This is a genomic window from Pseudomonas cerasi (assembly GCF_900074915.1).
GTDB lineage: Bacteria > Pseudomonadota > Gammaproteobacteria > Pseudomonadales > Pseudomonadaceae > Aquipseudomonas > Aquipseudomonas cerasi.
On the sequence record NZ_LT222319.1, the window covers coordinates 3,887,761 to 3,901,539 of the forward strand.

Annotated in this window: 8 protein-coding genes, 1 other RNA gene and 1 pseudogene; 2 read left to right on the forward strand and 8 right to left on the reverse strand. The window is 56.1% G+C overall.

All coding sequences use genetic code 11. From position 1 onward, the window contains the following. Positions 1 to 400 precede the first annotated feature (400 nt). Positions 401 to 847: pseudogene (locus tag PCPL58_RS19805) on the forward strand (recombinase family protein); the annotation flags it as partial. 303 nt (positions 848 to 1,150) lie between these two features. Here the strand turns inward: PCPL58_RS19805 and PCPL58_RS19810 are convergent. The 4 genes from PCPL58_RS19810 to ffs form a co-directional block, all read right to left on the reverse strand. After that, positions 1,151 to 1,726, reverse strand: a complete 576-nt coding sequence (locus PCPL58_RS19810) for a hypothetical protein (RefSeq protein ID WP_065350242.1) — start codon at positions 1,724 to 1,726, stop codon at positions 1,151 to 1,153. 112 nt (positions 1,727 to 1,838) lie between these two features. Further along, on the reverse strand, positions 1,839 to 2,516 hold the full coding sequence (locus PCPL58_RS19815) for a DUF2971 domain-containing protein (protein WP_065350243.1): 678 nt from the start codon (positions 2,514 to 2,516) through the stop codon (positions 1,839 to 1,841). A 113-nt stretch (positions 2,517 to 2,629) separates the two neighbouring features. Beyond that, on the reverse strand, positions 2,630 to 4,060 hold the full coding sequence (locus PCPL58_RS19820) for a hypothetical protein (RefSeq protein ID WP_065350244.1): 1,431 nt from the start codon (positions 4,058 to 4,060) through the stop codon (positions 2,630 to 2,632). A 291-nt stretch (positions 4,061 to 4,351) separates the two neighbouring features. Next, an RNA gene (gene ffs, locus PCPL58_RS19825) (signal recognition particle sRNA small type) lies at positions 4,352 to 4,448 on the reverse strand. 226 nt (positions 4,449 to 4,674) lie between these two features. Here ffs and PCPL58_RS19830 point away from each other — a divergent pair. After that, positions 4,675 to 5,163: a GNAT family N-acetyltransferase gene (locus PCPL58_RS19830; protein WP_065350245.1), complete on the forward strand. Its 489-nt coding sequence runs from the start codon at positions 4,675 to 4,677 to the stop codon at positions 5,161 to 5,163. A gap of 56 nt (positions 5,164 to 5,219) precedes the next feature. On the opposite strand, the gene PCPL58_RS19835 is transcribed toward PCPL58_RS19830, so the two are convergent. The 4 genes from PCPL58_RS19835 to smc all read right to left on the reverse strand — a co-directional run bounded on the left by PCPL58_RS19835 (position 5,220) and on the right by smc (position 13,778). Continuing rightward, positions 5,220 to 6,386, reverse strand: a complete 1,167-nt coding sequence (locus PCPL58_RS19835; RefSeq protein ID WP_065351085.1) for a zinc-binding metallopeptidase family protein — start codon at positions 6,384 to 6,386, stop codon at positions 5,220 to 5,222. Positions 6,387 to 6,682: 296 nt separating this feature from the next. Continuing rightward, entirely contained in the window at positions 6,683 to 9,046 is a 2,364-nt protein-coding gene (gene ligA / locus PCPL58_RS19840) for an NAD-dependent DNA ligase LigA (RefSeq protein WP_065350246.1), read from the reverse strand. A 129-nt stretch (positions 9,047 to 9,175) separates the two neighbouring features. Continuing rightward, complete coding sequence (zipA, locus tag PCPL58_RS19845) at positions 9,176 to 10,039, reverse strand: cell division protein ZipA (RefSeq protein WP_065350247.1); 864 nt, start codon at positions 10,037 to 10,039, stop codon at positions 9,176 to 9,178. A 250-nt stretch (positions 10,040 to 10,289) separates the two neighbouring features. Next, positions 10,290 to 13,778 (reverse strand): chromosome segregation protein SMC, encoded by a 3,489-nt coding sequence (gene smc, locus PCPL58_RS19850; RefSeq protein WP_065350248.1) that lies wholly within the window; start codon positions 13,776 to 13,778, stop codon positions 10,290 to 10,292. Position 13,779 lies beyond the last annotated feature (1 nt).

The following is a 13,779-nucleotide window of genomic DNA, read 5'->3' on the forward strand; positions in this document are numbered from 1 at the left end:
AATAGGCTTTCATTTTTACGAGCAGGCCACTTTCAGAAAAGGACCTAGAGATAGGTGGTGCCCCCACCAGCCACACCCCGGCACACAATGTTCCCGCTGTGGCTGCTTCCTTCCGGATCTGACCATGTGGCATGCAGGCATGCTCGGTAATCGTTGCGGGTCTTATGGGGCAAGGGTTTCAGGCTGATGAAGGTGCAACATCTTCGCCGTGCAAACACTCAGCACTGGCGGTCAAAACTCCGGGGTGTAGCCAGCATTGTCACACTTTGCTGTCACACATCGGTGTCATACATGGCATATCTGATCCGTCGCGGAGCCTTTTACTATCTAAACCTCCGCCTACCCAAGCACCTCTTCCCAAGGTGTCACACATTACGTCTGAGCTTGAAACGGACCACTCGCCAAGCCGGGGGAAATCCTCCTGTGCGAATCCGTAGACAGATTGAGTCGCCTTTCTCTGGAAGACTGGGAAACCCTCAAGGCCACTATTAAGGCCAAGGGCTTGAAGCTAGTAATTGCTGACCTTCCAACCAGCCACCAAATGTTTGATGCTAAGGGCATCACTGGCGAAGTGATGCGAGTCATCAACGATATGCTGATAGAACTCATGTCAACCATGGCCCGTCTTGACCAAGAGAAACGTGTTGAACGTATCATGCAAGGTTTAAGGAACAAAAAAGCTGCTAACCCGGATTGGAAGCCAGCAGGGAAAGGCAAAGACACCGCCAAGTGGGCTAAGGTGAAGGAAACTCTAGCCAAGCACCCAACTATGTCTGCTGATGATATAGCCAAGGTGCCTGGCTGTGGCGTTGCTACGGTGTACAGGATCAAGCGTGAGATGGCTTGAGGCTTCCATCAGGTAGTGTGGCTCTCAGAGGGCACAGACTTACTTTGAAAAAGCCCAGCTTTCTGCTTTGGCCGGTCACTCTGCGTTAAGCAGTGCAGGTGAAAACCCTACTTTCCAAACGCGCCGCCCTCAAGCCCACTCCATTACTTTCTGGCTTGGTTTTCCAGCTTTATAAATATGAGGCTGAAAATTATGGCGCGGGATTTGAAATCTGTACAGAAAAGGCTGGAATGGGACACACTCACAATCTGCCACTTCGCCAACTCACATACCCTCACCCTTCTTACCAAACAAGGTACATGGCTAGCCGAGCTTCAGTTTTCCTCGCGACTGGAGATCGCTTACCAGCCATAGCCCCGCTCTGGTCATTAAGCAAAATGTTGCTATTACAAAACCAACTGCTAACCCATCAGCAATGGTCAGTCGCTTTCCATCAGATTGGATCACCATTTCCTTAATGGGTCCCTCTCCTAGGTACGGCACGGCGGCTTTATGCTTAAAGTTGTCGGCTAAGACGATATAGCCATCAAGCTCTGACTGACTGAGCTTCTTTTCAAAATCATGTCCAAAATCGTTTCTGATCTTGTTCAAATACTTCAGCGATTCACCTAGCTGAGTAGGTAGTCCGTATGCGATCGCAACCATCAGTTTTTCGTTAAAGTATTTTAGGAACGTACCATTCCTGTCTTTTGGGAAAAACTTCTTACTCTCATCAGGTACTCTTTCCGAAAGATATACTTCTAAGAATCTTTCAGAAATGAGCTGAAGGCGGAGGATACTGCCAACGTCGTCATTATCAGCAATGATGTCAGCGTAATATTTTGGATCGATAAATTTAGTGAAATCGTGTCCAAGCTTTATCATTCCCTGCTCAACCATGTGGCACCCAATTTTCCATTGCAATTTATGGATTAGTATAATTAAAACCGGTTATGCAAATCCACACCATACCATTCTGAAAACTTAATATCCAGCAACACCCCTAGTTCCATCAACGAGATTTAACAGTATAAAGCTTCGATTTCCTAACAGTCCCCGTAAACCCTAAGACATCTTGAATATAGTGACGCATGGCGTGACAAATCTCATCCGGAGCTCTAGGATCAAACAATATGGAGTCAATCAGATCAACACCTTCGAAATTGACTACAACCCCTTTTAACACACCACGATCTTCTCGGCCAGCATTTGAATTGTATAGAACTGCCCTCACTTCATTTTCGTGCTCAAAGGCCGATCTTTTTAAGCAAAGTAAATCAGCACCTAGAGAAGGACTGCTAAAATCACTTTCACCCATGAGAGCCCCGATCTGCGCAGTTTCTTTCTTATAGTCAACTTGCCCTAGATATTTAACCTTTTCCAACCGCCTTTTAAAACCTTTATTGTTCGCAGTGTAGGCTTGCATAGCTTTAGTTAGCGTCCCCACCCTAGTGCGAAGACGAACACCAAGAAAATTAGGGGAGTATATCCTCCACATTGCATCCGACATACTTGCTGTAGTCCAGCACTGAGCAAAAATCGCATGGTCATAGCTATGTTTTACATGCGTTTCATACGGATCTTCCCACTGAGACGGGTGCGAAAAAAAAAGCTCCCCCTTTAGCACCTGCACAGCGTGGTCAAACCTCATAATACGATACAGGTATTTATTGTCTGAAATCTTTGCCATATTACACCTTGTACTTCATATATCAAACACTCCGAACATTAGAAATATAGAGCTCTAAAAATTCGAAGCCTCACCATCCACTTTACCGTCAACCATTAAAGACAGCGTGGGCATCAATTTATCAAATCACTCCACTGCTGCCTAAAGCCCTCAAAAATATTATTACGTTCATCATTATAAATCCTCACCAGATTTTCGATATCCTTATCTTCTAACACCAGCATATAACCCCGCCTATCCTTAGCAGTATCTTTACATCTTTCCAACAATAGCGACCTGTCATCGAGAGACCGACATACCAAAATACCGACTTGCCCTCTACTTGGCCCAAACCTAGAGGACAGCTGATCAACTTCAGGATTTCCGATTTCCTTTCCGTAGTTTTTACATTCAACAAATATCAAAGGAGCGCAGTAATGAAGAGACAGCCATGCAAAAAACCCACTCTTCGCCTCATTGCTATACGTGACATCAACTCGTTTCCGACCTTGGTGCAAAACAGCCTGCTTCTTAGGATTACAAAGAGAGGGATAAAAAATAACAGAGAAAATCTTTTCGATTACTTTTTCGTAAGCGTCCGCATCATTTCTCCCCGGAGCCAAAGTTTTCATTTCAAGCACTAACGAATCCAGATCAGGAGGCTCAACTCCCTCCACCTCGGAAAGCTGCTCATGAGACAACGGTGGAGAAACGTTACTTTCTTTGAACTCCCTATATTCATCCAAAACCCTAGGACGCAGCTGAGTCTCTCTCACAGCAGCCAACTTATCACGTCCATACTTTTCCATTAGTGCCTTCTTCGTAACTCGCTCCCTACCATTACTCAAAACTTCTACAAGACTAGACCTTGCGCTTAAGTGCTCCTGCTGCATTTGAGGCAACAAATAATTTCGGTAATATTCATCAAATCGGTAGCTAAGACGCTGACGAACTAGAAGCTTAGGGACCAAAATCACTTTTCCATAAGGTGTAATTGGCAAAGGAACTAGAGCCGTCTCCCACTTCCCCGCCTCCGCATTCCATATAGGACCAGAATCAACATCAGGAGTTAAAGGGACACCATAAAAGGAACACATATCCTGCGTATATCTAATAAGCGGTCCACGCAAAATATTACACACTGCATCAGATATCATGTCCGTCCCTATACCCGGAATGAGCAATGCAGTGTCCTCAAGGTCTCTCAGCAGGCCGGTTTTTACAGCGTCACTTTGACTGAGGGCACCCCAAACGCTCTTGGCCGATCCACTACCAAACCCATGCCCTCGAGACTCATTTGCCGAGTACCCCAAATGAAATTCATTTCGCTCATTCAGTGATGAAAGCAGCCTTTGTGCTTTATCATTATTTCCGGAGCGGATTAAGGTTAAAACTTCTTCAAAGAAAGTCTGGAGGAGTGATGATAATTCATTACCCCATGGACTACTTAAAGACTTGATTGCAGTTGGCTCCAAGAATACAGGAACGTCAGTATCCAGACGAATATCGACAAAATCTAAATAGGGCTGCGTCAGCCCAAGCTTGAAATGCTCAGAAAATCTCATCATTCCCTCGATGACAGTCAGGTCTAGACTGACAATACCGGGACGCGAGTCACTTTGCTATCACCCTGACACCAAATGCATAGAACAGGGCGCGGGATCAAGCCAGCGTGCTCACCGCCAAATTGAAATATCGATCAGAAGCGGACAGAACATTGGAGAATTGGATATGGGATGAGCACAGGTAACATGCCGCTTTCGGTGCACCATTTAGGTGTACCTAAACGCTGTCACACTTCGAGATTTTTTACTGATAAATCCTTGTAAAATCAAGGACTTAAAGATAGGAGGCAACCCCACCAGCCACACCCCGGCACACAATGTTCCCGCTGTGGCTGCTTCCTTCCGGATCTGACCAGGTTCACGGGTAATCGTTGCGGGGGGACCGATGGGGTCACCATAACGACACTCACCAGTTGGCGAGCCGAGCCATTGTACCGGTCTTGCGCGAGTTTACAACCGTTGCTGCGGATAAAAATTTCGAGGGGGCTCAAGCACTTGTGTGCCGGGGCTGAAAGGCAAATGCGTGCCGGTCATCAGCGTTACAAATCCTCGAAACGGCCCCGTTCGATCCTGTACCCTGCCCGCCTCAACCATAATCAGCCAGCAGGTTGCTCATGCAGACTCGATTGGTCGACTACCACGACCTCAGCGCCTCTCAACGCCAACAGCTCGGATACCTCGAGGTGACGCAGGAACAGATACAGTTCTCCGGCGACATCTACACCGCGCTCAATACGCTTCTGGTCAGACCCAGCCCGAATATTTGCGGCTTCGCGCTGCTCGGTGACGAGAAGCCGGTGGGGTTCTTCCTGCTCAAGCGCGATGATTGTCTGCCGCACTGGGCTCAGGAGGCTCTGACGGCGACACTGCATGCGTTGCAGGTCGATCACCGTGAACAGGGCAAGGGACTGGGCAAGGCGTGCCTGCAAGCGTTGCCTGCGGCGTTGCGCCTGAAATGGCCGGACATCACTCAATTGATGCTGTCGGTGGATGCGGACAACTCGGCCGCCATCGGGCTTTATACCGGCCAGGGCTGGGTCGATACCGGTGAGGCGTATCGCGGGCGGATCGGTTTCGAGCGCAGGCTGACCCTGACGCTTTGAGCCGCTTTTGCACAAAGGCCTGACACGCCGCCGAAGCGTGTCAGGCATGGCCCGCGTTACTGGGCCTGCAAAACCTCATCGGCCTTGCCACCGGCATCCTGAATCACCAGGTGGATGAAGTGCAGCTTGGCGATGACCGCTTGAGGCAGTACGAACGGATAGAAATCCGGCTGCCCCATGCTGCGTGACAACTCGTTGAGCATGCTCGCCAGCTCAATCCAGGCATTGACGAACGACAGGAACGCCGGGCCGCCCGGATGCTGAGGGTCGTAGAGTACTTCCAGCGGAAACGGCTGGTAATCGAGCTCCATGTCGCGAGCGCTCATGCCAAACCCCAGCGCGGTGTCGACCGCATCCATCATGTGCAGGTAATGCGCCCAGGTTTCGGCCCAGTCTTCCCACGGATGCATGGTCGCGTAGGCACTGACGAAGCTTTCCTGCCAGTTGTCCGGCGCACCGTTCTGGTAGTGATGATCGAGCGCGTCGGCGTAGCTGGCGCGCTCGTCGCCGAACAGGTTGCGATAACTGTCCTGCCAGTGGGTATTGGCGATGAGCCGATCCCAGTAGTAGTGGCCGACTTCATGACGGAAATGGCCAAGCAAGGTGCGATAGGGTTCGTGCAGCTGCACGCGCATCGCTTCACGGTGTGCGTCGTCGGCTTCTTCGATGTTCAGGGTGATCAGGCCGTTGGCATGGCCTGTAGTTGGCAGGTTGCCCTCCAGATCGACACCGACGAAGTCGAAGGCCAGGCCGGTCTCTTCGTCGACAGTCTTGGGAATGACCTGCAGGCCCAAGGAAATCAGCTGCGCCACCAGACGCCGTTTGGCGGTCTCGACCTTGCGCCAGCGCTCGCCGTTTTCAACCACCGACAGGTCGGGAATGGTGTGATTGAGGCTGCACGCAACACAGAATTCGCCGGAATTATGCTCTGGAAAAAGCCAGTTACAGGCTGCTGGGGTGCCGAGGTTGGCGCAACGCCGATACAACCCGACACCCGGCTCATCGCTCAGGCGCCAGGTAGTAGGCTCAGGCCCCGCTTCGAGCGTAGCGACACGCCCCTGCTCAGGCAGGTAGCCCAGCGCTGCAGAACAGGCCAGGCATTGGGTATTGGGGAAAAACACCGACTGGCCACAGGTGCACTGCCAGACCTTGCTGTTACGTTTGGATTCGCCGACAAATGGGGCGGTGATGCGTGAACTCAGTTGCTCGAAAAAGCGATACATGGCGATCTCCCGTTGACCTTGCATGGACTAGATCATACCGACGCTTCAGGGGTTCAAAATATTATCGAGCGGCATGGATGATGAGGCTTACGGCGTGTTCATGGGCCAAAACGGTGCGTCGCACGGTAGTCGGGATTATCGTTCCGCACGCTCCAGCGTGGGAATGCCGTGCGTGACGCTCCGCGTCACAGATCTACGCCGCACCATCACACTCAAGACCGGACGCAGAGCGTCCAGAACTGCATGCGACGCGGAGCGTCGCACGATAATCAGGGCATACGGAGCGTCGGTCTTCCTCAATCAACCGCCACACCCAGCTCGGTCAAACGTTTGAGCAGTGCATCTTCGTCCAGCACGGTAAGGCCGAGTTCGTTGGCCTTGGTCAGCTTCGAGCCGGCACCCGGCCCGGCAACCACGGTGTGGGTCTTGGCCGAGACCGAGCCGGACACCTTGGCACCTAGGCTTTCGAGCTTTTCCTTGGCGACATCGCGGCTCATGCGTTCCAGCGAGCCGGTCAGTACCCAGGTCTGGCCAGCCAGCGGCAAACCTTCGACGGTTTTTTTCTCGCTGCGCCAGTGCATGCCGAAGTCCTTGAGCTGGGCTTCGATGGCGCGGGCGCGCTCGGCGTTTGCGCTGTCGTCGAAGAAATCGCGAACCGACTTGGCCTGTTTCTCCGGCAGTGCCTGACGCATGTCCAGCCAGTCGGCACTGATGATGGCTTCCAGCGTACCGAACCGGTCCGCCAGTTTCTGCGCAGCACCCGGCCCTACCGACGGAATGTGCAGTTTGTCGATCATCCCTTCCAGCGTGGTGCTGGCCGCGAACTCGGCGCCCAGCTCGCCCTGGTCCTGCAATTGCAAACCGCATTCACCGAGCAGCGCATCGATGACGCTACGGTTGTGCTCGTCCTCGAAGAAGCTGTGAATCTCGTATGCGACTTCCAGGCCGACATCCGGCAGGTAGGTCAGCACTTCCGGCAAGGCCTGTTGGACACGCTCCAGCGACGCCAGCGAACGCGCCAGGACCTTGGCCGTCTCTTCACCCACATCGGGAATGCCCAAGGCATAGATGAAACGCGCCAGGGTCGGCTGTCGGCTGTCGGCGATGGCCTTGAGCAATTTATTGCTGGAGATTTCCGCGAAACCTTCCAGGTCAATGATCTGTTCGTATTTCAGTTTGTACAGATCGGCAGGCGAGCCGATGAGTTTCTCATCGACCAGTTGCTCGATGGTCTTGTCACCCAGCCCTTCGATGTCCATGGCGCGACGCGATACGTAATGAATGATCGCCTGCTTGAGTTGCGCACCGCAGGCCAGACGCCCGACACAGCGATACACCGCGCCCTCGGTGACGGTTTCCTTGCCTTTGCTGCGTTTGATCAGCTGCGTGCGCTCGACATGCGAGCCGCACACCGGGCAGGTCTGTGGAACCTGCACCGCCCTGGCATCCTCGGGGCGGCGCTCGGCAACCACCTGCACTACCTGCGGAATCACGTCACCGGCACGCCGGATGATTACCGTGTCGCCAATCATCAGGCCGAGCCGCGCCACTTCGTCCATGTTATGCAGCGTGGCGTTGGCGACCATGACGCCTGCCACCTTGACCGGCTTGAGCCGCGCGACCGGCGTTACTGCGCCCGTGCGGCCTACCTGGAACTCGACATCCAGCAGTTCGGTCAGTTCTTCCATAGCGGGGAATTTGTGGGCAATCGCCCAGCGCGGCTCACGGGCGCGAAAGCCCAGTTCGCGCTGCGCTGCCAGGTTGTTGACCTTGAACACCACGCCGTCGATCTCGTAAGTCAGCGCCAGGCGTCGCTCACCGATATCGCGGTAATAGGCCAGACACTCCTCGACGCCATTCGCCAGTTTCAGCTCGCGGCTGACCGGCATGCCCCATTTTTTCAACGTTTCAAGCACGCCAATATGAGTGTCGGCGATTTCCGCCGACGTCTGGCCCAGGCCATAGCAGCAAAACTCCAGCGGCCGGTTGGCCGTGATCTTCGAATCCAGCTGACGCAGGCTGCCTGCCGCTGCGTTGCGCGGGTTGGCGAAGGTCTTGCCGCCGATTTCCAGCTGACTGGCGTTGAGGCGCTCGAAACCGGCCTTGGACATGAACACTTCACCGCGCACTTCCAGCACATCCGGCCAGCCTTTGCCCTGCAGCTTGAGCGGGATGTTGCGCACTGTGCGCACATTGACGCTGATGTCTTCGCCGGTGGTGCCGTCGCCGCGCGTCGCACCCCGCACCAGCGCGCCGTCGCGATACAGCAGGCTGACTGCCAGACCGTCCAGCTTGGGCTCGCAGCTGTACTGCACCTTGCTGCCTTCGCCAAACAGGTCGCCGGCCGGCAGATCCAGCCCCTCGGTGACCCGGCGATCGAATTCGAGCATGTCGTTTTCTTCGAACGCGTTGCCCAGGCTGAGCATCGGCATTTCGTGGCGCACCTGGGTAAACGCCGACAAGGCCGCGCTTCCGACCCGCTGCGTCGGCGAATCGGGAGTGACCAGATGAGGGTTTTCCGCCTCCAGGGCCTTGAGCTCGTGAAACAGGCGGTCGTACTCGACATCCGGAATGCTCGGCTCATCCAGAACGTGGTAGCGGTAGTTGTGCTCATCCAGCTGTGCACGCAGTTCCAGGATTCGGGTTTCGACGGCCTTCATACGGTGTTCTCTCAAAAAGCAAAAAAGCAGCCGAGGCTGCTTAATCTGTTGGCTCTGTTCTGTTCAGGTCAGGCCCCGCCAGAGCGGGCCGCAGCACGCTCATGATCGGAGACCTGCCCAAGGGTTTGCTCAACCGCGACGCTGGGTCAACGCCCGACGCTCGAACTCGACGATGCGCTGGCGATAATGCTCGATGGTCTGCGCGGTCATGACGCTGCGCTGATCATCCTTCAGTTCGCCATCCAGCTCGTGAGCCAGCTTGCGAGCGGCGGCAACCATCACGTCGAATGCCTGCTTGGGATGACGAGGGCCTGGCAAGCCGAGGAAGAAGCTCACTGCACGGGTGCTGAAATGGTCGATATCGTCCAGGTCGAACACGCCGGGCTTGACCGCATTGGCCATCGAGAACAGCACTTCGCCGTTGCCAGCCATGCTCTCGTGACGGTGGAAAATATCCATCTCACCGAAACGCAGGCCGCTTTCCAGAATGTTCTGCAACAGCGCCGGGCCCCTGAAACCGCCTTCGCTGCGCGAAATCACGCTGATGACCAGCACTTCCTCTACCGGAGGCAGGTACTTGTCTTCGGTGATGCGCTGGGCCGGCTTGTCGTCCGGGAAATCGTCGTCGCGTGCGGTAAACAGGCTCGGGCCATCGAGATCCAGGTTCAGGTCGCCCTGCTGTGGCTCATCCTTGCGCTTCTTGTCACTGCGCTTCTCGCTGTTGCCACGCTTGCCTTCACGCGGGCTGGCGCTCATGGACGGCAGATCGTGCTCGTCGAGCTGCGGCTCCTTGTGGGTATCCAGCACACGAGGCGGCCCGAGCAGTTCGGCAGACGTGGTCTCTTCTTCATCCGGAAGGTTGGAGAAGCTCCGATCCAGTCTGAATTTCAATTTACCCTTGCTGCCGCGCATACGGCGCCAGCCATCAAAGAGAATACCGGCGATGACTATTATGCCGATGACGATCAGCCACTCGCGCAGACCGATTTCCATGTAATCCAGTGCCTCTAATGAAGAAATCTGAAAATAAGGGCCTAAACCCCTTTAATACGTGGTGCCAAGTCTATGTTCTGACTGGCAATTCGCCCACGCGAAAATAAAAAGTGGTCACTAAACTAGCACGACCAAAGGTAACTTTACACCGTCTGTTACGTCTCTTCGCCGCCCAAGTTGCCATCTCATGTACCAGCGTCTCGTTTTCAGGCCTCTGGACAGCCACTTGCCCGCAAAACGAGGCGTCGAATCAGGCATCCACCAGCGCCATCGCCTGCTCCACATCCACCGCCACCAGCCGCGAACAACCGGGCTCGTGCATCGTTACCCCCATCAGCTGATCAGCCATTTCCATGGCGATCTTGTTGTGGGTGATATAGATGAACTGCACCGTTTGTGACATTTCTTTCACCAAACGTGCATAGCGACCCACGTTGGCGTCATCCAGCGGCGCATCCACCTCGTCAAGCATGCAAAACGGCGCAGGATTGAGTTTGAAAATGGCAAAAACCAGCGCCAGCGCCGTCAGGGCTTTTTCACCACCCGACAGCAAATGAATGGTGCTGTTCTTCTTGCCGGGGGGACGCGCCATGATTGTCACCCCAGTATCGAGTAAATCTTCGCCCGTCAGTTCCAAATAAGCGGAGCCGCCACCGAAAACTTTTGGGAAAAGTGCCTGAATTCCGCTGTTTATCTGATCGAAGGTATCCTTGAAGCGGTTTCGGGTCTCCTTGTCGATCTTGCGAATGACGTTTTCCAGAGTGTCCAGCGCTTCGACCAGATCGGCATCCTGCGCATCCAGATAGCGCTTGCGCTCGGACTGCTGCTGATACTCGTCGATGGCCGCGAGGTTGATCGCGCCCAGGCGCTGAATACGCCCGGCGATGCTTTCCAGTTGCTGCTCGGCAGCCTGTTCGCTGGCTTCCGGCGTCAGTGTCGCGAGCACGCCATGCAGGTCATAGCCGTCTTCATGCAACTGGTCCTGCAAGGCTTTGCGACGCACCGTCAGCGCCTGCCACTCCAGACGCTGTTGTTCCAGCTGGCCACGCAGCAGCTGCGATTGCTGCTCGGCCTGAGTGCGGCGCTTTTCTGCCTCGCGCAATTCGCGGTCAGCGTCTTCGAGTGCGTTCTTGGCGATGCGCATTTCGTCATCGACCACCATGCGCCGCTCCAGCAATTCTTCAAGCTTGAGGCGCAGTTCTTCGAGCGGTGCCTCGCCCTCCTCCAGATTCAGGCTCAGTTGCTCGCGCTTCTCGGTCAGCCTTTCGGACTGCATGCGCAGGCGCTCCAGCGCCTGACGGGTCGAATCGTATTGCGCCTTGATCGAGCCGAGACGCACCGCCAGCTGATGACTGTGATCCTTGTGCTGCCGCGCATCCTGACGTATCCGGTCCAGACGCTCACGCAGCGCATCACGCTGGGCCTGCAGCACCTCGCGCTGCTCGGTATCCTGCGCCATGCTGTCCAGTGCATCCTGCAATTGCAGGCGCGATTCGCCGAGGTGCTCGTGCTCGACAGCGCGTTGCTCACCCAACTCGGCCAATTCTTCATCAAGACGAGTGCGCCGCAGGGTCAACTGCTCGACTTTTACCCGGACCGCCGACAACTGCGCTTTCAGTTCGCTTTGCTGACGGGTTTCGTCCTGCACGCGACGGCGCAACTGCTCACGAGCGTCTTCCTGCTGCGACTGCTGCTCGCGCAAGACCAGCAACTGCTCTTCCAGGGTGGCCAGAGTCGCTTCGCGCTCGTCGCGCTCCAGACCCAGCTGCTGCAATTCCTGGCCGCGCGCCAGCACCCCGCTCTGCGCTTCGCTGGCGCGGCGTACACGCAAAAAGTGCCGCCCCACCCAGTAGCCGTCACGGCTGATCAGGCTTTGCCCGGCGCTGAGTTGTGCACGCCGCGCCAGCGCCTCGTCCAGGTTCTCCACCGGTATCACCTGGCCCAGCCAGGCGGACAGATCAACCGTGCTGTCGACCTTTTCCAGCAAGCTACCGGGCGCGCGAACCGTGTCGGCACCCGCGCCGATCAAGCGCAGATCGCCCTGCTGAAAACCGGCCAGATCGAGCCCGTCGAAGTCATCCACCAACACGGCCTGCAAATCCGCACCAAGCACGGTTTCCACGGCCAGTTCCCAGCCGGCTTCGACGCTCAGCCCCTCGGCCAGACGCGGCCGTTCGGCCAGTTGCTGATCCCGCAGCCACTCGGCAGTGCCGGTGTCCGGGTCAAGTGCCGCCTGCTGCAACGCTTCCAGGGACGCTAGCCGGCCGTTGAGCCGTTGCAACTCGCCCTGCGCCTGCTGTTGCGCCTGGCTGGCGTGCTGCAACGCCTCGCGCAATTGTTCAAGACGCTCGACCGCCTGCTCCTCGCCCATGTGCAGCTCTTCAAGGGTCATGTCACGGGTGGCGAGGTCTTCGCTCAATTCCAGAATGGCCGCATCTTCCGGGTCAGCGGCCAGCAGTTGACGCTCTTCGGCCAGCCGCCGCTGGCGCTCTGCAAGGCGTTCGATGCTCTGTTCCAGCTGTTGAATGCGTGACTGCTGGACCTGTGCCTGACGCTGCGGCTCGGCGGATTGCTGATTGAAGACGTCCCACTTCTCCTGCCAGCCCTGCATGGCCGCTTCGGCGTCTTCCAGAGCGATGGCCGACTCCTCGGCGGCGGCGCTGGTCATTTCCTGCTCGGGCTCGAGCATCTCCAGCTCTTCGCCGAGGGTGGCGAGCAAGGTGGTGTCGTGCCCAAGGTGCGATTCGGTTTCCTGGCGGGCACGCTCGGCTTCGCGCAGGTCATCCTGCAATTGGCGCAGCCGCTGCTGACCGTGCTGAATGCTCTGCTCGACGCGGGCAATGTCGCCGCCGACCGAATAAAAGCGGCCCTGCACCAGGTTAAAGCGCTCGGACAGATCATGGTGGCCGTCGCGCAGCCTTTCGATACTGGCATCGGCACTGCGCTGATCGGCCACCAGCGCCTCGAAGCCGACCTCCTGATTGCCAATCACCGCCTCGCGCTGCCCCACCAGATCATTCAGCGCCTGCCAGCGCAGGGCCGACAATTGCGCTTTCAACTGACGCTCTTCGGCCTTGTATTCCTGATACTTCTCGGCGGCCTGAGCCTGTCGGTGCAGACGCTCCAGCTGACGCTCGAGCTCTTCACGCAGGTCGGTCAGACGCGCCAGGTTCTCGTGGGTGCGACGAATGCGGTTTTCGGTTTCCCGGCGCCGCTCCTTGTACTTGGAAATCCCTGCGGCCTCTTCGATGAAGTTGCGCAGGTCTTCGGGCTTGGCTTCGATCAGCTTGGAGATCATGCCCTGTTCGATGATCGAATAGCTGCGCGGCCCGAGGCCGGTGCCGAGGAAGATGTCGGTGATGTCGCGACGGCGGCATTTGGTGCCGTTTAGGTAGTAGCTGTTCTGACTGTCGCGGGTCACTTTGCGGCGAATGGAGATTTCCGCATACGCCGCGTACTCGCCGACCAGCGTGCCGTCCGAGTTGTCGAAGACCAGTTCGATGCTGGCCTGGCTGACCGGTTTGCGGCTGGTGGAGCCGTTGAAGATGACGTCGGTCATCGACTCGCCGCGCAGGTTCTTGGCCGAGCTTTCGCCCATCACCCAGCGCACGGCGTCGATGATATTGGATTTGCCACAGCCATTGGGGCCGACGACAGCCGCCATGTTGCTGGGGAAGTTCACCGTGGTGGGGTCGACGAAAGATTTGAACCCCGCCAGCTTGATGCACTTCAGGCGCACG